The 19685-nt window shown below is 77.2% G+C and carries 9 protein-coding genes, 1 tRNA gene and 1 pseudogene; 5 read left to right on the top strand and 6 right to left on the bottom strand.

Going from position 1 to position 19685, the window contains the following annotated elements; translation table 11 throughout:
- Positions 1 to 291 precede the first annotated feature (291 nt).
- The 3 genes from ACFVFR_RS24910 to ACFVFR_RS24900 all read right to left on the bottom strand — a co-directional run bounded on the left by ACFVFR_RS24910 (position 292) and on the right by ACFVFR_RS24900 (position 3155).
- Positions 292 to 1263 (bottom strand): YeiH family protein, encoded by a 972-nt coding sequence (locus tag ACFVFR_RS24910; protein ID WP_383705419.1) that lies wholly within the window; start codon positions 1261 to 1263, stop codon positions 292 to 294.
- A gap of 230 nt (positions 1264 to 1493) precedes the next feature.
- The gene (locus tag ACFVFR_RS24905; RefSeq protein ID WP_383705417.1) at positions 1494 to 2066 is read right to left on the bottom strand and encodes a cysteine dioxygenase; all 573 of its coding nucleotides are present in this window, start codon (positions 2064 to 2066) and stop codon (positions 1494 to 1496) included.
- A 183-nt stretch (positions 2067 to 2249) separates the two neighbouring features.
- Positions 2250 to 3155: a LysR family transcriptional regulator gene (locus ACFVFR_RS24900; protein WP_383705415.1), complete on the bottom strand. Its 906-nt coding sequence runs from the start codon at positions 3153 to 3155 to the stop codon at positions 2250 to 2252.
- 264 nt (positions 3156 to 3419) lie between these two features.
- Here ACFVFR_RS24900 and ACFVFR_RS24895 point away from each other — a divergent pair, with 264 nt between their 5' ends.
- The 5 genes and pseudogenes from ACFVFR_RS24895 (at position 3420) to ACFVFR_RS24875 (ending at position 10706) form a co-directional block, all read left to right on the top strand.
- Positions 3420 to 4349 (top strand): alpha/beta fold hydrolase, encoded by a 930-nt coding sequence (locus tag ACFVFR_RS24895; protein WP_383705413.1) that lies wholly within the window; start codon positions 3420 to 3422, stop codon positions 4347 to 4349.
- 371 nt (positions 4350 to 4720) lie between these two features.
- Positions 4721 to 4795, top strand: a tRNA-Cys gene (locus ACFVFR_RS24890).
- A gap of 273 nt (positions 4796 to 5068) precedes the next feature.
- Positions 5069 to 5200: pseudogene (locus ACFVFR_RS24885) on the top strand (XRE family transcriptional regulator); the annotation flags it as partial.
- Between the two features lie 1097 nt (positions 5201 to 6297).
- A complete protein-coding gene (locus tag ACFVFR_RS24880) occupies positions 6298 to 10464 on the top strand; it encodes an amino acid adenylation domain-containing protein (protein ID WP_383705411.1) in 4167 nt (1388 codons plus the stop codon).
- A 32-nt stretch (positions 10465 to 10496) separates the two neighbouring features.
- Positions 10497 to 10706, top strand: coding sequence for an MbtH family protein (locus tag ACFVFR_RS24875; protein WP_383705409.1), 210 nt, complete (start codon positions 10497 to 10499; stop codon positions 10704 to 10706).
- A gap of 103 nt (positions 10707 to 10809) precedes the next feature.
- On the opposite strand, the gene ACFVFR_RS24870 is transcribed toward ACFVFR_RS24875, so the two are convergent.
- The 3 genes from ACFVFR_RS24870 to ACFVFR_RS24860 are packed head-to-tail and all read right to left on the bottom strand — an operon-like array spanning position 10810 to position 19147.
- Positions 10810 to 13143 carry a molybdopterin cofactor-binding domain-containing protein gene (locus tag ACFVFR_RS24870; RefSeq protein WP_383705407.1) on the bottom strand — a complete coding sequence of 778 codons (2334 nt, stop codon included), beginning with the start codon at positions 13141 to 13143 and terminating at the stop codon, positions 10810 to 10812.
- Positions 13140 to 18254 carry a 2Fe-2S iron-sulfur cluster-binding protein gene (locus ACFVFR_RS24865; protein WP_383705406.1) on the bottom strand — a complete coding sequence of 1705 codons (5115 nt, stop codon included), beginning with the start codon at positions 18252 to 18254 and terminating at the stop codon, positions 13140 to 13142. The genes ACFVFR_RS24870 and ACFVFR_RS24865 overlap by 4 nt, the downstream gene beginning before the upstream one ends.
- Positions 18251 to 19147 carry an FAD binding domain-containing protein gene (locus ACFVFR_RS24860; protein ID WP_383705403.1) on the bottom strand — a complete coding sequence of 299 codons (897 nt, stop codon included), beginning with the start codon at positions 19145 to 19147 and terminating at the stop codon, positions 18251 to 18253. The genes ACFVFR_RS24865 and ACFVFR_RS24860 overlap by 4 nt, the downstream gene beginning before the upstream one ends.
- Positions 19148 to 19685: the final 538 nt, after the last annotated feature.

Genomic DNA, 19685 nt, shown 5'->3' with positions numbered 1-19685 from the left:
GGGCGGGCCCGGGCGCGGCCGGGGGGGCGGGCCCCCGGGGCGGGGGTGGCGCGCCCCTGAGCGGCGGGGCGGGGCGGCGCGGTGGGGCAGGACGGTCGGCGGGGCGGTGCGGGCGACCCGGAACGCCGCCGTGCGGCGGGGCGGCGACCCGGGACGGGTCGGCGGGGCCGGGGGCGAGTGGCCGGTGTGCCCCGGGCCCGTCCTCGTGGGTGGCCCGGGCCCGGGGGTGGTGGGCCCGGGCCGGGCGGCGGCCGGGTGGGTGGATGGCGGGAGGCGTCCGCCACCGGGCCGTCACGCCGTCAACAGGACGCCCGCGTACGAGACGCCGGCGATCACCAGCCACGCGCTCAGGCCGAGCGCGGCGACCCGGCCGCCCGTACGGGCCAGCGTCGGCAGGTGCACCGCGCTGCCGAGGCCGAACAGCGCGGCGGCCAGCAGGAGTTCCCGCGCGTGCCCGACCCCCTCGATGGCCCCGCCCGGCAGGACGCCGGTACTGCGCAGCGCGACCATCGCCAGGAAGCCGGCGACGAACAGGGGCACCAGCGGTGGCCTGCGGGCCCCGCCGGCGGCGGGCGCGGCGCCGTTCACCCTGGCGGGGGCGCTCGCGCGGGAGCGGGACCGGGCGCGTACGGACAGGGCCACGACCGCCACCAGGGGCGCGAGCATGGCCACCCGCATCAGCTTGACCAGTACCGCGTCGCCGAGCGCGGCGGGGCTCGCGGTCTGCGCGGTGGCCACCACCTGCCCCACGTCGTGCACGCTGGCCCCGGCCCAGCGGCCGAACTCCGTGTCGGTCAGCCCCAACGGGTGCTGGAGCAGGGGCAGGACGACGATGGCGAGGGTGCCGCAGAGGGTCACCAGGGCCACCGAGGTGGCCACGTCCCGCTCGTCGCTGTCGGACGCCTCGCTGACCGCGCCGATCGCGGAGGCGCCGCAGATCGAGTAGCCGGTGGCGATCAGCAGCGGCTGGTCACCGGGCAACCCGAGCCTGCGGCCGAGCCACAGGGTGCCGAGGAACGTCGCCCCGACCACGGCGAAGACCATGGCCACCGTCGCCCAGCCCAGGCCCAGCACGTCGCCCAGGCTCAGCTCCAGCCCGAGCAGCACGACGCCCACCCGCATCAGCCGCTTGCCGGCGTACGACAGGCCGGGGCGGCAGCGGCCCCGTACCAGGCCGCGCACGCCGCGCAGATGGGCCGCGACCACCCCGAGCACCACCGCGACGGTCAGCATCGGCACGGCCGGCAGCAGTCGGTGGGCCACCCAGGCGAGGGCGACGCCACCGGCGGCGAGCGCGAGTCCGCTCGCCCTGCCGTCGACCGGCCCGGTGCCGCCGGGGGCGGCGGACCTCGGGGGTGGCGGGCCGGCCGCCGGGGCGCCGGCGCGGGGCGGTGGGCCGGGGTGCGCGGGCGTGCGGCGCGGGGTGACGGGGTGCGGGACGGCGGGGTGCGGGCGCGTTCGCTGGTGTGGGTGGTGGGCCGTGCGCGGCCGGCTCACAGCTCGGCCGCGGGCAGCTCGTACACGCGGCGCACGCTGGTGCCCAGCCGCGCGATGTCGGCCCCGTAGACGTGGATCGAGATGGCGGTGTCCTGGCCCGCGTTGCGCACCCGGTGGATGTCGCCGGGGGGTGCGAAGCCGCACACCGAGCCGCGCGGGTTGGTGACGTCCTCCGTCGCCACCAGGCGCGCGGTGGCGCCGTCGGAGACCAGCCGGTAGCGGCGCTCGCTCTCCTGCCCCTGGTGCACGCCGGTCACGCACCAGGAGACGTGGTCGTGGATCGCGGTCCGCTGACCCGGCAGCCACACCAGGGCCACGACCGAGAAGCTGCCGTCCCGCTCGGCGTAGAGCAGGTGTTGGCGGTAGTGGTCGGGGTCGCCCGCGCGCTGTTCGTCGGTCAGCAGGTCGGGGTGGGCCAGGTGAGGGCCGAGCCGTTCGCCCACCAGGTAGGCCGTCAGGTCCGGCGGCAGGCCCCGGCCGACGGCCTCCCGCACGTCCTCGACGAGGGCGTCGAGACGCGCGGTCGTGCGTGCGGCCCGGAAGGGCGTGGGAGCGGTCGGAGTGCGCATGCCGGCAGCGTCACGCCGCCCGCCCCGGCCCGTCCAACAACAGTTCCTTGGCCGAACCCGGCCTCCCGCTTATGGATGCCGCGACGCCCGACGGGGCGCGGCGCGCGGCGCGTGCCCCGCGCCGGGAGGGGGGCCGTGGCGTACGGGCCCGGTGGCGTACGCCCGCTGGCGCCGGCGTGCGGGTCAGCAGCCGACGCGGCGCTCGGCGGCGGCCCGCAGCTCGTCCAGGACCAGCGCGGTGGCCGGGATGCGCAGGTGCTCACGGAGGACGTACGCCGAGACCTGCCGGCGCGAGGCCGGGTCGAGGGCGCGGCCGGCCACCTTGGGATGGCTGAGGAAGGACAGCACCAGGGCCGGCATCATGGCCGCTCCCACACCGGCCGCGACCAGGCTCTGGACCACCAGGTTGTCGTCCGAGGTGAAGGCGATGTCGGGCGCGAAGCCCTGTTCGGCGCACTCGTGCAGGAAGTTGGCCCGACAGCGCAGACAGCCGGCGATCCACCGCTCCTCGGCCAGGTCCACGAGCCGGACCGCGCGCCGCCGCGCCAGCGGGTGCCCCGCCGGCAGCAGGATCGTCAGCTGGTCCTCGAACAGGCGCACCTCCACCACCTCGTCCGGCACCTCCTCGTGCAGGCCGGGATAGGTGAAGGCGAGCGTGATGTCGCACTCCCCGCGCACCAGCCGCCCCAGCGACTCCGGCGGCTCGCCCTCCAGCAGCTCCACCCGCACCCCGGGGTGGCCGGTGGCGAGCCGCGCCACGACCTCGGGCACGAGCGTCGCGCTGGCGCTGGGGAAGGCGCAGACCCGCACCCGGCCCGCGCGCAACCGCGTGATGGCGTCCATCTGCTGTTGGGCCTCGGCGATGGTGTCCAGGATGACGTCGGCGTGCCGAGCCAGCGCCTCGCCCGCCTCCGTCAGCCGCATCCGCCGGCCGACGCGGGTGAACAGCGGGGTGCCGACGTCCCGTTCGAGGGCCTTCATCTGCTGGGTGATCGCGGGCTGCGTGTAGCCGAGGGAGCGGGCCGCGCCGGAGTACGAACCCGCGTGCAGGACCTCGCGGAAGGTGTGGATGTGCCGGGAATCGAACACGCCTTCATCATAAGCAGATGTTGGGGTAGAGCGGCAGATCCCCTCGTTCGACGAATAGACGACCCTACGACCCCCACCCCTCACGTCCCACCCGCACCAAGCCCCAGGCCGGGGCCGTACGCCCGACCGCGCGCACTCCGGCGCCCGTCCCCCGCCCGCCGGCGATCCCGAGCGCCGGCGCCGCGCCCGACGCCGCGCGTCGAGTCGACGCGCCCCGCGCACACGCGCTCGGGGGACGGCGCCCGGATGCGGCAAGCTGGACGAATGTCGCACGCCACCGCACCCCACGCGCTCGCCCCCGGCGCGCACCAGTACGCCTCCTACGACGGGGCGGAACTCGCCTACCGCGTCCTCGGCCCGCGCGACGGGGCCGCCGCGCCACCGCTGGTCTGCCTCGCCGGCGGGCCCGGCCGCGCCGCCGCCTACCTCGGCGACCTCGGCGGGCTCGACGCGCACCGGCCACTGGTCGTCCCCGACAGCCGGGGCACGGGCGACTCGCCGCCCGCGGCCGAGCCGAGCGGGTACGCCTTCCCGGGCCTGGCCCAGGACGTCGAGGCGCTCCGCCGTCACCTCGGCCTTGAGCGGTTCGCGCTGCTGGCCCACGACGCGGCGGCGGCCACGGCCCAGGCGTACGCGGCGGCCCACCCCGAACGCCTGACCCACCTCGTCCTCCTCTGCCCGGGAGCCCGTCTCCAGGGCGAACTCCCCGACGACGCCCGCGAGATCTTCGAGGCCCGCTCCGCCGAACCCTGGTGGGCGGACGCGTACGCGGCCGTCCAGGCCCTGCCCACCACCTCCGACCTGAGCGAGGTGCGCGAGTTGCTGCGGCGCGCGGCGCCGATGGCGTACGGGCGGTGGGAGGAGCCGCAGCGGGAGCACGCGGCGAGCGAGGGCGCGCAACTCGGCCCCGTGCCACGGGCCGGCTTTTGGCAGGGCGTGGACGAGGCGGCCCGGCTGGCGCTGCTGGAGCGGCTGCGGGCGGTGGAGAGCCCGGTGCTGGTGGTGACCGGTGAGCGCGACGGGGTGACGGGCCTGCGGGCCGGTGAGCTCGTGGCCGCGTCCTTCCCCCACGCCACCGCCCACCCGCTGCCCGAGGTCGGGCACTTCCCCTGGGTGGACGCGCCGGACCTGTTCCGCACCACGGTGGAGGGCTTCCTGCGGGCGGGGCACGCCGGGGAGTCGTCGGGCGACTGAGCCCGCGCCGCGACCTCCCGGGCCAGGCACCCGGGGGTGCCCGTACCCCGGGCGACCAGGCCAGGTCGCCGGGGGCGGTGCTCGCGATCAATCGTGGCGACCATGTTGCGGTCGCGTGGCAACCGCCGCGCACGCGTTGACCAACCCGGCCCGCACCCGCTTTAGTCATCTCAGCGACACCGCGAGAAACCCCGCCCAACCGCTCCGAGCCCCCTCCCACGGGGGAGCCCGGATCGATCGGCGGGCGCACGAGGGAGCGCGAGCCGGCTCGCCCACCCGCACCACCGAACACCGCGAGACGCACGACGAGCGAGACGAGCGCGAGCGGGCACGACGACAACAGAAGACGACAACAGAACACGCACCGACACGGCCGTGTGCCCGAGTGGTTTAGGGGCTCGCCTGCAAAGCGAGTTACGTGGGTTCGATTCCCGCCACGGCCTCCACCCGCCCCGCCCCCTGCCCGCAGGGGGCGGGGTTTCGTGTGTTCGCGCGGTACGCCGCCCGGCGGGTTCCCCACCCGACGACGCGAACACCGGTCCCGCCGCGTGGACGACCACGCCCCTCGCCCGTACCGTCGCGTCGCCGGCCCCGACGGGGGCCTGCGCGGGCGAGCCCCGTTCACGTCCCCGGAGACCAGAGCGAGGCCGTGAGCAGGAAAGCGGCAGGCCGTCCTCCAGGACACCACCCAGCACTTCGCGTTCGTCCGCACCGAACAGGCGGTCAGATGGCCGTTCCTCCCCGCACCGGCCATGGCCACACAGATCGACCGAATGAGCTCCCTCAGCCCGCTCCCCGACGTCCGGCTCGGCGGCATTCTCCTGGACGGACATTTCCCCGGGGCCCGCTGAACACCTTCACCGTCCATGACACTCGCCCAGCGACGGTGGAGACGAAGGCCGGGGCCATGGTGCTCCGCGACCGCCGAGACGTGTCGGCGTATCTGGCGGAGTTCACCGCGTACGAGAGTCGCGCGCTGTTCGGCGGGGAACGCGGGGAAACGCCTTTCCCGGTGGGCCGAGAGTTTCCGCGGCTAGTCCTTTACTCGATAACGGAAACAAGGGCCGGGCGGGCGAACAACACGGCGAATGCCGCCATGTGCGTACGGGCCTCGGTGCGATGCCGCGCCGTCATGCCCAAAGCCGCAGCGGCCACGGAACACCGCACCCCTGCGGCCGATCGCGCGAAACCGCTCGCACGCCTCGGCGGCGGCGCGTCCGGGGCCGGAGGCCCATCCGCCACTCCTGGCCCCCGTCTCGGCCAGTGGGGTGGGTGCGTGACGGGCAGGCCGCCCGCCCGGGGCGAAGGCGGGACCTTCCCGCGTGAACTCTTGGTGACCGTCGCGCATCGGCGGCGCGGCGCCGAAGGCCCGCTGGTCCGGGCGCTGGCGCGAAGGGCGCGGGATCGGGGGCGCTTCGTCGGGTGGGCCAGTACGGAACGCGACAACGCGGCGGCGCCCGCCGCCCTCCGCGCGGCGCTCGGAGGGGACGAAGCCGACTTCGCGGCCCGGAGGTGGTCGTTCCGGAACCCCCGCCGAAGCACGTTGACCGAAACACGAGCAATACAACGAGGGAATGGGAAATGTGGCCTACGCGGCACGTTCACCCACGCACGTCAAGCCATCAGTTACTACCCGTAACTGACACCCCTAAAGGACCCCCTATGACACCCCTAGTCGGGTATTCGACGAGATGGGCTCGCAAACTCTATTCACATGTCCGTCACGGAACAGTTTCACCATCCTCATAACATCAGGGGCCTTCGCCGACACCCCCTACGATGTGGCCGGAATCCCCTCTCCGTGGCCACCACCCGCATGGTCCGACTCCTAGGATCATGGTGCGGCTTACCAGGCGTCGTGGTGGCTGAACTTCGGCCAACGACCGGGCCGACTCCCTCCATTTCGCTAGCGCACGAGGTGAAAGTTTTGCGGTCTGAGACTCGCGAAATGCGACTCCCGTTGTCCAACGGCCAGAACGAGATCTGGTTCAGCCAGCAACTCGATCCGGACAGCACCCAGTTCCGGATCGGCGAGTACATCGAAATACACGGCCCGGTGGACGCCGGGCTCATGGAAAAGGCCGTGCGGCAGGCCGTCGCGGAGGCCGAGCCGCTGAACGCCCGCTTCGGCGAGGACGGCGGGATTCCCTGGCAGGTCCAGCGACCGATCACCGGGTGGGACTTCCCCGTCCTGGACGTGAGCGCCGAGGCGGACCCGGACGCGGCGGCCGAGGAGTGGATGCGCGCCGACCTGGCCCGCGTCCTGGACCTCACGCGCGACCCGCTGTTCCGGTACGCGCTGTTCAAGCTGGAGCCGGAGCGGTACGCCTGGTACCAGGGGCTGCACCACATCGTCACGGACGCGGCCGGCGGCGCCCTCGTCGCCCGCCGTACCGCCGAGCTCTACACCGCCCTGGCCACCGGGACCGACACGCCGCCCTCGCCCCTGGGCGCCCTGCGTGTCCTGCTCGACAAGGACGCGGAGTACCGGGCCTCGGACGCGTTCGGCACGGACCGCGCCTACTGGACCGAGCGCTTTCGCGACTACCCCGAGCCGGCCCGGCTCGCGGGCCGCCGCGCCGGCGTCTTCGAGTCCCGCATCCGCGAGACCGTGTTCCTCAGCGAGGAGGAGGCGGTACGCCTGCGGGCCTCGGCGCGCGCCGCCGGAACGCACTGGTCCGCGCTGATGATCGCGGCCACCGCCGCCTACCTGCACCGCCTCACCGGCGAGCGGGACGTCATCCTGAGCCTGCCGGTCGCCGCGCGCACCGACGCCGAGTCGCGCACCGTCCCGGGCATGTTCGCGAACCTGCTTCCGCTGCGCATACCGGTGCGCGGCCACACGCGCGTACGCGACCTGCTCAAGCAGGTCTCCCGCGAGGTGCGACAGGCGCTGCGCCACCAGCGCTACCGCAAGATCGACCTCGCCCGTGACCTCCAGCTGCCGGACGGCGGGCGCGGCTTCAACGGGCCGCATGTCAACATCATGTCCTTCGGCTACGACTTCACCTACGACGGGCACCGCGTCACCGCGCACAACCTGTCCAACGGGCTGGTCGAGGACCTGGCGATCATGGCGTACGACCGCTCGGACGGCACCGGCATCCGGATCGACCTCAACGCCAACACCGATCTGTACTCCGAGGCCGAGCTCGCCACGCACCGGCGTCGCTTCATCGCCCTGGTGACGGAGTTCGCCGACGCCGAGGCGCAGCGGCGCACCGTCGGTGAGATCGAGTTGCTGGACGCCGACGAGCGCGAGCGCGTCCTGTTCCAGTGGAGCGGCGGCACCCGGGCGACCCCGCCGGCCCCCGACGCCGCGCCCGCGACGACGCCGCCCCGCGCCACCACGGCGGACCCGACGGCCGGCGCGTCCCACCCCACCACCGGCCCCGCCGACGGGCCGAGGGCCCCGGGGACCCTCCCGGAGCTGCTCGGCGCGCAGGCGGCCCGCACGCCCGAGCGGCCGGCCCTGGTCGCCGGCGACGAGCGGCTGAGCTACGCGGAGCTGGACGCGGCGGCCACCCGGCTGGCCCACCTGCTCGCCGCGCGCGGCGCGGGGCCCGAGCGCACCGTGGCCGTCGCCCTGCCCCGCTCCAGCGACCTGGTGATCACGCTGCTGGCCGTGCTGCGGACGGGCGCCGCCTATCTGCCGCTCGACCTCGACCACCCGGCCGAGCGGCTGGCCTACCTGCTGGCGGACGCGGCGCCCGCCCTGGTCGTCACCCGCTCCGACAGCGCCCCCGCCGTCGGCCCGAGCCTCGACATCCCCACGCTCACCCTCGATGACAGCGATGTCAGCCGGGCGCTGGCAGCGGTGTCCCCCACCGCCGCGCTCCCGCCCGCCCCGCTGCCGCTCCACCCGGCGTACGTCATCTACACCTCCGGTTCCACCGGCCGGCCCAAGGGCGTGCCCGTACCGCACCAGGCCATCGTCAACCGGCTGCGCTGGATGCAGGACACCTACCGGCTCACCGGCGAGGACCGGGTGCTGCAGAAGACCACGGCCGGCTTCGACGTGTCGGTGTGGGAGTTCTTCTGGCCGCTGCTGACCGGCGCGACGCTGGTGCTGGCCCGGCCCGGCGGGCACCGCGACCCGGCCTACCTGGCCGAGGTGATCCGCGCACACGGCGTGACCACGGCCCACTTCGTGCCGCCCATGCTGGACGTCTTCCTGGCCGAGCCGGCCGCCGCCGCCTGCGCGAGCCTGCGCCGGGTCTTCTGCAGCGGCGAGGCGCTGTCCCGGGAGAGCGCCGAGCGCTTCCACGCGGTGCTGCCCACGGCGCGGCTGCACAACCTGTACGGCCCGACCGAGGCCGCCGTGGACGTGACGTACCACGCCGCCCGGCCGGGCGGGAGCGGCCCGGTGCCCATCGGCCGGCCGGTGACCGGCACCCGGCTGTACGTCCTGGACGAGGGGCTGCGGCCGTGCGCGCCCGGCGCGCCGGGCGAGCTGTACCTGGCCGGAGTGCAGCTGGCCCGGGGCTACCACCGTCGGCCCGCGCTGACCGCCGGCCGCTTCGTCGCCGACCCGTACGCCCATCTGTACGGCGTGCCGGGCGAGCGCATGTACCGCACCGGGGACCTGGCGCGCTGGCGCGCGGACGGCGAGGTCGAGTACCTGGGCCGCACCGACCACCAGGTCAAGCTGCGTGGTTTCCGTATCGAACTGGGCGAGATCGAGGCCGCGTTGCGTGCCGCGCCGGGGGTCGGCCAGGCGGTGGCGCTGGTGCGCGCCGACACCCCGGGCGACCAGCGGCTGGTCGCCTACCTGACGCCGCGGGAGGCGGCCACGGCGGCCACCGAGGGGGGCGGGGCGTCGCCGCTGGACGCCCCGGCCCTGCGGGAGCTGCTGGGCCGCACGCTGCCGGACTACATGGTGCCCGCCGCGTTCGTCGTCCTGGACGCGCTGCCGGTGAACGTCAACGGCAAGGTGGACCGCGCGGCGCTGCCCGCGCCCGAGGTGAGCGTCAGCGCCGCCGGCCGCGCGCCGCGCACCCCGCACGAGGAGTTGCTGTGCGGGCTGTTCGGCGAGGTGCTGGGGCTGCCGACGGTCACCATCGACGACGACTTCTTCCACCTGGGCGGGCACTCGCTGCTGGCCTCGCAGCTCGTGAGCCGGGTCCGTGACGCGCACGGCGTCCAGCTCACGATCCGGGACCTGTTCGCCGCGCCGACGCCCGAGCGGCTGGCGCCCCGGCTGGACGCGGCGCTGGCCGCCGGGGCGGGCGCGCCCCAACGGCACGGTCTGGAGCCGCTGCTCGCGCTGCGCACCGGAGGCGAGCGGCCCCCGCTGTTCTGCGTCCACCCGGGCGGCGGGCTGGGCTGGCTCTACTCCGGGCTGCTGCCGCACCTGGGCGTGGACCAGCCCGTCTACGTCCTGCAGGCGCGCGCCCTCAGCGACCCGGGCGCGCACCCCTCGGCGGTGGCGGAGATGGCCGCCGACTACCTGGCGCAGATCCGCGCGGTGCGGCCCCACGGCCCCTACCACCTGCTCGGCTGGTCCTTCGGCGGGCTGGTGGCGCACTCGATGGCCGCCCAGCTCCAGCGCGAGGGCGAGGAGACGGGGCTGCTGGCCGTGCTCGACGCGTACCCCGACTACCGGCACACCTTCGACGACCTGCCGCCGCTCAGCAAGCGGCAGTGGCTGGGCCTGCTCCTCGACGACGTCGGCGGGCGCGATCTGGCCGCGCCGGGGCCCGAGGCGGCGGGCGCTGTCGGGGAGGAGGAGCTGGCGGCCGACCTGAGCCGCGAGACGGGGCTGCCCGTCCACCTCCTGGAGGGCCGCGACAGCTTCCCGCTGCTCGACATCTTCCGCAACGACCTGGAGCTGATGCGCGCCTTCACGCCCGAGCCGTACGCGGGCGACATGCTGCTCTTCACCGCCGAGCTGGACATCCCCGGCTACCAGCGCGATCCCGCGCACGTCGCGCGGGCGTGGGAGCCCCACGTCGGCGGGCTGCTGGACGTGCACCGCGTGCGGGCGCAGCACTACCACCTGATGCGGCCCGAGCACGTCGCGGTCATCGGCCCGGTGGTGGCCGCCGCGCTGCGCAGCCCGCGCACGCTGCCCGACACCGCCGCCGCGACGGGCCAGGCGGCCCTGACGCACTGACCGTCCGCCCCACCTCCTGGAAGGATCCCCTCGTGACGAACCCGTTCGACGACCCGGACGCCCGCTATCTCGTCCTGGTCAACGCCGAGCACCAGCACTCCCTGTGGCCGGCGGCGATCGCCGTGCCGCCCGGCTGGACCGTGGCCCACGCCGAGGACGACCACGCCGCGTGCGTGGCCTACGTCGAGGAGCACTGGCAGGACCTGCGGCCGGCGAGCCTGGCCCGCGCGATGACCGACTGAGCCGCGCGCCACACGCACGGGCGGGCCGGGTCGCGGTGGCGACCCGGCCCGTTCGTGGCTCCGCGCGGGGCGCGGGCGCGCCGGCGGCGCTCGTCGGTGCGCGCTAGCGGCGCTCGTCGGTGACGACCGCCGCCTGCGGGCGGATCGGCAGCCGACCCACCGGGCGGCCGGTGGCCGCGCGCACGGCGGAGGCGATCGCCGCCGGTGAGGTGACCACCGGCGCCGCGCTGACGGCCTTGGCGCCGAACGGCGCGACCACGTCCCGCTCCTCGATCAGCCGCACGATCCTGATGTCGGGCACGTCCAGCGCGGTCGGCAGGGCGTACCCCGTGAGGTCGGGGTGGCGGACGATGCCGCGCGAGGTGCGCAGGTTCTCGCTGAGCGCCGCGCCGAGGCCCTGCGTGACGCCGGCCTCGATGCGCGCCCTGAGCTGGCGCGGGTTCAGCACCCGCCCCACGTCCTGAGCCACCGCCAGCTCCACCACGCGCACCAGGCCCAGTTCCACGTCCACGTCCACCACGGCCCGGATCGCGCAGAAGGAGAGGCCGACGAACGCGTCACCCTGCCCCGAGTCGTCCAGCGGCTCCGTCGGGTGCGGGCGGCACTGCGCCGTGGCCCACAGCTCCTTGCCCTCCAACGCCTCGGCCACGGTGGTGCTGAGCACCCCGTCGTACGAGGTGATCTTGCCGTCGGCGATAGTCAGGAGCTCCGTGGACATGCCGAACTTGTGCGCCAGGGGCTGGAGGAGCTGCGTACGGACCATGCGCGCGGCCCGCTCCACGGCCCCGCCCGACACCCAGGTGTGCCGGCCGCGCGCGGCGGGCCCGGCCGGTGGCTGGTCGGTGTCCACGGGCGCGAGGTGCACCTCCTCGACGCCCAGGACCTCCTGCACGATCTGCCGGGCCAGCGTGCTGAAGCCCTGCCCGGTCTCCACGGCGGCGCAGACGACGGTGGCCACCGAGCCCTGCACCTTGACGGTGGCCGTGGCCACCTCGTCGGCGCCCTCGGCGCCCAGCATGTGCACCATGCCCACGCCGTAGCCGACGCCCCGGCGCACGGCCGAGGGGTCTCCCGCGCCGTCCGGGCCGCCCGGCAGCGGCCAGTCGTCGGCGTCCCCGTCGTCGCCCGGCAGCGGAGGCAGCGGCTCCTCGCGCACGGCGGTCAGCAGGTCGGCCACGGGCGCCGGGCAGGTGACGGTCTGCCCGGTGGGCAGCAGGTCCCCGGTGGCCATGGCGTTACGCAGGCGCAGTTCGGCCGGGTCGAGGCCGAGCTTGGCCGCGAGCTTGTCCATCTGGCCCTCGTACGCCGCGCACACCTGCATCGCGCCCTCGCCGCGCACGTGGCCCGACGGCGGGTTGTTGGTGCGCACCGCCCAGCCCTCGACGAAGGCGTGCGGAACCACGTACGGGCCGCAGGCGAAGGAGACGGCGGCGGCCAGCGCCTCGCCCGAGGTGTCGGCGTAGGCGCCCGCGTCGAGCAGGATCTGCGCCTCGACCTTGAGCAACGTGCCCTCGGCGTCCGCGTGGTGGCGGTAGCGCAGCAGCGTGGGATGGCGGTGAACGTGGCCGAGGAAGGACTCCTCGCGGGTCGCGGCGAGCTTGACGGGCCGCCCGGTGCGCAGCGCGAGCAGGCCCAGCGGCAGCAGCATGCCGGCGTCCTCCCGCTCGCCCATGGCACCCGGCACGCCGGTGACCACGACCTTGACCAGGTCGGTCGGGAGCCCGTAGCAGGCGGCGGCCAGGTCGCGGTCGGCGTGCGGGTCGGTGGAGGCGGTGTAGATCTCCACGCCGCCGTCCGGGCGGGGCACGGCGAGACCGGCCTCGGCGCCGATGGGCGCGGGGTCCTGGCGGCCGATGCGGTAGACGCCCTCGACGACGACGTCGCCGACCACGCTCGGGTCGCCGTAGCTGAGCGGGATGTGGCGGATCAGGTTGCCGTCGGGGTGCAGGGGTTCGGCGCCGAACGCCTGCTCCGGGTCGGTGACCGGCTCCAGCACCTCGTACTCGACGGCGATGGCCGCCGCCGCGAGGCGGGCCGTGTCGGGGTGGTCGGCGGCCACGGCCGCGATCGGCTCGCCGTGGTGGCGGACCCGTTCGGCGGCGAAGACCGGCCGGTCCACGACGCCCCGCCCGTGCGCGCCGTCGCCCGGCACGTCCGCGTGCGTGACCACGGTGCGCACCCCCGGCATGGCGGAGGCGGCGGTGGTGTCGATGGCGGTGATGCGCGCGTGCGGGTGCGGGGAGCGCAGCACCGCCGCCCACAGCAGACCCTCGGCCCACAGGTCGGCGGCGTACGGGAAGACGCCCTGGGTCTTGGCGATGGAGTCGAGTGGCGGCACGGAGGCGCCGAGCCCGCGCGGTGCCGGCGGCGCCGAGGCCGCGCCGCCCGCCGTCGCAGGCACGGTGGTGGCGCCGAGGCCGTCCGCGGTTCCCGTCATGCCGTGTGCCTTCCGCTGCCGCCGTCGTCGTGGAGTCCCCCGTCGCCGTAGGCGACGCCCTGGCCGTCGGTGCCGTAGCCCGCGTAGTCGGGCGCGGGCTGGCCCACGTCCGGGACCAGCGGGTGGCCGCCAGTGTCGTACGCGCCGGGCGCCGGATAGCCGACCGGGTACGCGCCGGGGTCGGCCGCCGGGTCGGCGGGGTGCGCGGCGGCGGGGTGCGGGGTGGCCTGGTGCGGGAGGTGGCCGGCGGGTCCGGCGTCGCCGGGGGCGCTCTCGTGCGCGGCGGCCTCCTCGGCGGCGGCAGCGGCCTCGCGGCCGGCCACCACCTCGCTGACGGCGTCCAGCACGCCCCGGTAGCCGGAGCAGCGGCACAGGTTGCCGCAGATCGCCTGCCGGGTCTGCCGCTCGGTGGGCGCGTGGTTGCCCTCCAGCAGGTCGTGCACGGTCATCGCGAGACCCGGCACGCAGAAGCCGCACTGCACGGCGCCCGACGCGGCCAACGCCCGCTGCACGTCGCTGGGTCGACCGTCGGTGCCCAACCCCTCCACGGTGCGCACCTCGGAGCCGGCGGTGGTCGCGGCCGGCACCAGGCAGGAGGCCACGAGCCGCCCGTCGACCTGGACGGAGCAGGCCCCGCACTCCCCCTGCGAGCAGCCGTCCTTGGCGCCCGCGAGGCCGAGCCGCTCGCGCAGCACGTACAGCAGCGACTCGCCGATCCAGGCGCCGGTCACCGGTCGATCGGCGCCGTTGACCCGCAACACGTAGGAGGCCAGCGGGTGTTCGGCGTGCGGGTCGCCCTCGGCGGGGGGCGCGGTGTCGGCGGCCACGCCTTCGGCGGCGGCCAAAGCGTGGTCGGCGAGCGTGCCGTCGACGGCGTGCGGGCCGTGGTCGGCCGGCGTCGTGTCGGCGGCGCCCTCGGCGGGGCCGGTGTCGGCGGCCGGGGCGTGGTCGGCGCCCGGTACCCCGTCCCGCTCGTGCGGGGCGGAGTCCGGCGGGCCGACGGTGGTCGGATCGGCGGGTGTCGGGCCGACGGGGAGCGGGCCGGTGGCGGCGGGGTCCGCCGCGAGGTCGGCCGGTGCGCCCGGGGCCGCGCCGTCCGGGTGCGGACGACCGGCCGCGGTGTCCCCGTCGGGCGCCGCAACCGGGCCCTCGACGAGCCCGGCGTCCCCGTCCGGGGCGCCGGCCCCACCCGGGGCGGTGGCGGCGGATCCCGGGGCGCGCGGACCCGCTGGCCGGGGATGGCTCGCGGACGGGTCGGTGGCGTTGGCGTGCGCGTCCGGATACGGGCCGGCCGGGTGCGCACCCGGCGGCTGGGGGCCGTCCACGGGCGCGGCGACGTCCTGCCCGACGGCGGGCGCGGCGTGCGGGACCGGGTCACTCGCGTACGAGTCCTCCGGTCGCGGGCCGTTCGCGTGCGGGTCCGGGTACGTGTCCGGGTGCGGCCCGTCCGTCGACCGGTCGGCGTCCGTCTCGGCGCCGGCGTGACCGGAGGCGGCCCCGGCCTCGCCGTGGCCGGGCGCGGCGTCGACCGGGGCGGCGCCGGAGCGGGCCTGACCGGTCGGGTCGGCGTCGGTGGCGGGCTGGCCGGCGCCGTCGTGGCGCGCGTCGACCGGCCGGGCGCCACCGTCGGCGTGCGGGAGGGCGTCGGCGTGCGCGGGGGTGTCGGTACGGGACGCGGCGTCGCCGGCCGGGGCGGCCCCGGACGCGGCGGTGGTCGGACCGGGGCCGGCCGATCCGGCGTCCGTCGGGTGGGCTAGGGGCGGGGCGGTCGGGCCGGTACCAGCGGGGTCACCCTCGGCGGGGCCGGCGTCGACGGGGCCGTGGGTGTCGCTCGGACCGTGGGTGTCGCTCGGACCGTGGAGGGCCGGGCCCGCGGCGTCGGCGGGGCCGAGGGCGATCGGCCCGACGGCGAGGGGCGTGCGCTCGCCGGTCGCCTCGGCGGCCTCGTCGACGCCGGGCGTACCGGCCTGGGTGTCCGTCCCTGGCGAGGCGCCGTGCGACGGGTCCGTCGCGGGAGCGGTGGGGTCCGGGCCGACCGCACCGTGCGGGGGGGTGCCGTGCGCCGGCGTGCCGTCGCTGGGTGTGTCGTGCCACGGCACGCCGTGGCCGGAGGTGTCGTGCCCGGAGGCGTCGCCGTCGAGCGCGCCCCGCGTCGGACCGCCCTCAACCGGCGCACCGGGTACGGGAGTCGCCTCGGCGGCAGCACGCGCGGACGCGTCGCGCGCCGGGTCGTGGTCGGCCGGCGCGCCGGGGGCCGGCACGCCGTGTGCCGGGGTGCCCTGTCCGGGCGCGTCGTGCGCGGGGGCGCCCTGGGTGGGGGCGTCGTAGCCGTGCGCGTCCCGCGCCGAGGCGCCCTCGTCCGGCGCGCCGTCGGGCCCGGAGGGCGCGCCGGCGACGGCGTGCGTGGGCGCGCCGCGCCGGAAGCCGTCGCGACCGGCCTCCCCGGGCGCCGGCACGTCCCCAACTGGCGTACCGGAGGCGGGAGTTGACTCGACCCCCGGAGCAGTCTCACGCGCGGACGCGCCGCGCGCCGGGTCACTGTCGGTGGGCGCGGCGGGCGTCGGGACGTCCGGGCCGGGCGCGCCGGAGGTGGGCGTGACGCCGTCGGCGGGCGTGCCGGGCGTGGGCTTGCCGGGCACCGGGGCGCCTCGCACCGGCGCGCTGGGCGCGGACGCGCGCGGGGCGCCGGTCTCCGACGCGCCGGCGTCGGGGTGGCCCTCGGTGGGCGCTCCGGGTCGCGCGAACTGGTCGGTCTCGCCGCTCGGTTCGCCGTGCGCCGGCGCGGCGTCGGCGTCGAGCGGCGCGCCGGCCGACGTGGTGGCGTCACCCCCGACGCTCTCGGGCTCGCCGCCGAACGCGGAGCCTGGCGCGCTCCCCGGCGGTTCGGCGCCCTCGGCGTGTCGCCCCGCCTCGTCGACGCGCGCGGGCGCCGGCGTGGCCGACCGGACGCCGTCGGGCGCCCGGTGGTCCGGAGCGGCGGACGCGTCACCGTGCCGTGGGGGCGCGTTGGTCGCGCCGCCGTCGGAGTCGGGACGTGTGGGGGCGGGGGCCGGGTCGGCCGTGCGTCGCGGGGTGTCCGGCGCGCTGTCCGACGGCGGTCCGGCGTGCTCCGAGCGCTCCACCTGGTCCGCCGGGGACGGCTGGTCGCCGTGCGGCGGGTGGGACGCGTCGGGGTCGGCGGGGGCGTACGCCCGCTCGGGGTAGCCCTGACCGGTGTCGTCCCGCCCCCGGTCGCCCTGCGCCGGCACCCAGGCGCCGGACTGCGCGGCCGGGCCGGGCACGGAGGAACTGGGCGCGGAGGGGAAGGCGAACCGCCCCGTACCGCCCGGCGGTTGGCCTTCGGGCGCGGGCCACGGGACGCGGGCGGCCGGTACCTGCGCCACACCGCCGTCGGGGCCCTGCCCCGCGGGCGCGGCGTCGGCCGGTGCGGCGGGGCCGTGTGCGGCGTCCTCGTCCGTGGTGTCGGCGGGGTCGGTCGGGTCTGCGGGCTCCTCGCCCGCGCGGCCCGCCGGGTCGGCCTGGCCCTCGGGCGCGTCGGGATGCTCCGTGCCGGGTCGCGTCGGGTGCCCGACCGGGGCCGGGGCGTCCTCGGGCCGCCGCTCCGCCGCCTCACCGCCCGCCCACCGCCGCGCCGGGGCCGGGGCGTCGGCGTGCGGGTGCTGGTCGGCGCTGTCGGGGTGTTCGGCGCTCTCGGCGTGCGCGGGGTACTCCGGGTGCCCGGTGGGGCCCGGGTGTTCGGCGGACGGCGTGGGGCGGGGGCGGTACGGGGCGACCAGCCGGTCGGCCAGCGCGTACGCCTCCGGCGCCTGGTGCGGCGCGGACGGCGCGCCGCCGCGCTCGGTGGCGTCCTCGACGGGCCACTGTCCGGTGCTCGCGTCGCCGGCCGGCGGCGTCGGCCACTGGGGAACGCCCTGAGGGCGGTGCGGCGCGTGCCCGTCGGGGCCCCGGCGCTGGTCCGGCAGGCCGGGCCCGTCCTGGACCGGGAGCGGCGCGCCGGTCTCCCGCGACGGCCCGCCGGTGGCGTACGCGTCCCGCTCGGGGCCGCCGTGGGGGTGGCCGGGTTCCGGCTGGTCGGTGCCGGGGCCACCCGGCGTCGGGTACCCCGCCTCCGGGAGCGGCGCCTGGCCACGGTCGGGCTCGTGGCCGTACGCGACGGGGCCGGGCGCGGTGTGGTCCGGCGACGTGTCACCCGGGCCCCGGGGAGCGGGTGGCCCGACCTCGTGCGGCCGGTCGGCCCGTGGGCCCGCCGGGTGCGGGGGCAGCCCGAACCGGTAGGCGCTCATGGTGTACTCGCCGGTCTCCTCGACACCCTCGTCGCCGACGGTGGGCAGCGTCCACTGTCCCGTCCCACCGAGCGCGGAGGGCACCGGCCACTGCGCGGTCGCGTGCGGGTCGTGCGGCTGGCCCGGCCCCTGGGGGTCACCGGCGTGCGCGCCCCCGTCCGCGTACGCGTCGTCCGCCGGCTGTCGGTCGGGCCGGCCGTGGCCCAGGTCGCGCCGGGCGGGGCGCTGTCCGTAGCCGGCCGCGTGGTGCTCCTCCAGCGGGAACTCGCCCGCCTCGTCGGGGCCCTCGTCCGCCGCCAGCGGGATCGACCACTGGCCGGTCGCGGCCGGCCCCGGGCCGCCCACGTCCGTCCCGCCCGGGCCGAGCGGCAGCGACCACTGGCCGGCGGCGGCCGGATCGCCCTCGCCTCGCGACGCCCCGTCACCGGCGGCGCCGTGCTGCCCGTACGACGGGTCGTACGCGCCCGCGTACGACTGCGCGCCGTCAGCCGGCCCCGGGGCCGGCCGGGGTGACGTCGACTGGGCGTGCCAGTGGGCGCCGGGCGGCGGCGTGTAGCCGGTGCCGGGCGCGGCCAGCGGGTCCCAGCCCTGCGGCAGCGGCACCGACGGGTCGGCCAGCTCGGGCGGCAGTTGCACGAAGGCGGTGCCCTCGGCGTCGTACTCCGGACCGGTCGGCATCGGCTGCCACCCGGTGAACGCCGGTCCGGGCGCGCCGGGCGCCGCGTACCCCCCGTCGGGCACGCCGTGGTCCGGCTCCTGTTCGGGGCGCGGCTCGGCCTCGGGCCCGGCCGGGTGGCCGGAACCGCGCGGATGGTGTTCTGAGGTCATGCGAGCGCCCTCCCCAGTGCTCGGCGGGCCAGGACCGCCACCGTACGCCGCAGGTGGAGGGCGGCGGGCGGCAACGGGGGTGGTTCTTGGCCGCCGTCCTCGGCGGCCGGCGGGTCGGGAATGCAGGCGGCGGCCACGTACTCGCCGAAGGCCGCGCGCACTTCGGGGGCCAGCCCGCGCGCGCCGTCCCAGTCGATCAGCGAGGCCACCCAGGCCTCGGCGTCCAACGGGCGCAGCGGCATGGGGGCGACGGCGCCCACCGCGCAGCGCACACCCCGGCGCGCCGGGTCGAGCACCACGGCCACCGACGCGACGGCGCGCCCGGGCCCGGTGCGCCCGGTGGCCTTGAGGAAGGTCTGCGGGGCGTGCAGCAGCGGGACGCGGACGAAGCCGACCAACTCGCCGGGCCGCAGCATCTCGACGCCGGCCAGCAGGTGACTGACGGGGATCTCGCGGCTGCCGTCGGGGCCGACGATGACGAGCGTGGCCTCCAGCGCGGCGAGCACCGGCAGCGCGTCGCCGGTGGGCCCGCTGGTGACGACGTTGCCGCCGAGGGTGCCCGCGTTGCGGATCTGGGGTGGGCCGGCGGAGCGGGCCGCGGCGGCCAGGGCCGGGATCAGCGCGGCGAAGTCGGGGCGGCCCATGCGGGCATGGGTGAGTCCGGCGCCGAGCAGGGCGTGCCCGTCCTGGTACTGCCAGCCCCGGATCTCGCTGATGCGGCCGAGGCCGACCAGCGCGGCGGGCCGCAGGAGCCCGGAGTTGACGGCCGCCATCAGATCGGTACCACCCGCGACGGGCACGGCGGCGGGCATGGCGGTCAACGCCGCCACGGCCTCGTCGAGCGAGCCCGGCAGCGTCACCGTGTGCGCTGCCTGCGGTACGTGCGTGGTCAACCAGCTGCCCCTTCCCCGGTCCCCGGTGTCCCGGCTGCCAGCCGTACGGTACGTGCTGACGACCTGGACGTGGCAACTCTGGCACACATCGACGACCCGCCGCCGCGAGGGTCCACGAAGCGGGGTTCCATCCCAGAGATACGGATAGTTCGCTTTGACGAACTTTCCGGGGATTTCCGCTCGCTGGTGGCGGGCCGCGCGCGGGGCTCTGACGCGGCGCGCGCCGCGCCGGGGGCCACCGCCGGCGGGCGGCGGAGCACGGCGCTGCGCCGGTCGCGGGACTCACACGAACGGGGGCCGTTCCTCGCTCGGGCGTCCGAGCCGGTCCGGGCGACCCCGGCGCCGGCGCGCACCACCCCGGCACGTGGACCGCCGCACCACCTCACGACACCGGGCGCCACCCGGAGCCGCCACGGGGCCGCCACGGGGCCGCCGCGTGTCGGCGCCCGCTCCCGGGGCGGGGCTCGCCGCCGCGCCCCGGGCATGACCGCGGCCCCGCCCAGGGTGCGGGCGGGGCCGGCCGACCCCTCACGGGAGG

Source organism: Streptomyces sp. NPDC057702 (genome assembly GCF_042799315.1).
In the GTDB taxonomy this organism is placed as follows: Bacteria; Actinomycetota; Actinomycetes; order Streptomycetales; family Streptomycetaceae; genus Streptomyces.
Note: the sequence above shows the minus strand (reverse complement) of the source record. Positions and strands in the feature narration are given on the sequence as shown.

Bases quoted from the DNA above. Each gene is read 5' to 3' on its own strand.
- ACFVFR_RS24905 (WP_383705417.1), bottom strand. From the start codon at position 2,066: ATGCGCACTCCGACCGCTCCCACGCCCTTCCGGGCCGCACGCACGACC.
- ACFVFR_RS24895 (WP_383705413.1), top strand. From the start codon at position 3,420: ATGTCGCACGCCACCGCACCCCACGCGCTCGCCCCCGGCGCGCACCAG.
- ACFVFR_RS24880 (WP_383705411.1), top strand. From the start codon at position 6,298: ATGCGACTCCCGTTGTCCAACGGCCAGAACGAGATCTGGTTCAGCCAG.
- ACFVFR_RS24870 (WP_383705407.1), bottom strand. From the start codon at position 13,143: ATGACGGGAACCGCGGACGGCCTCGGCGCCACCACCGTGCCTGCGACG.
- ACFVFR_RS24865 (WP_383705406.1), bottom strand. From the start codon at position 18,254: ATGACCTCAGAACACCATCCGCGCGGTTCCGGCCACCCGGCCGGGCCC.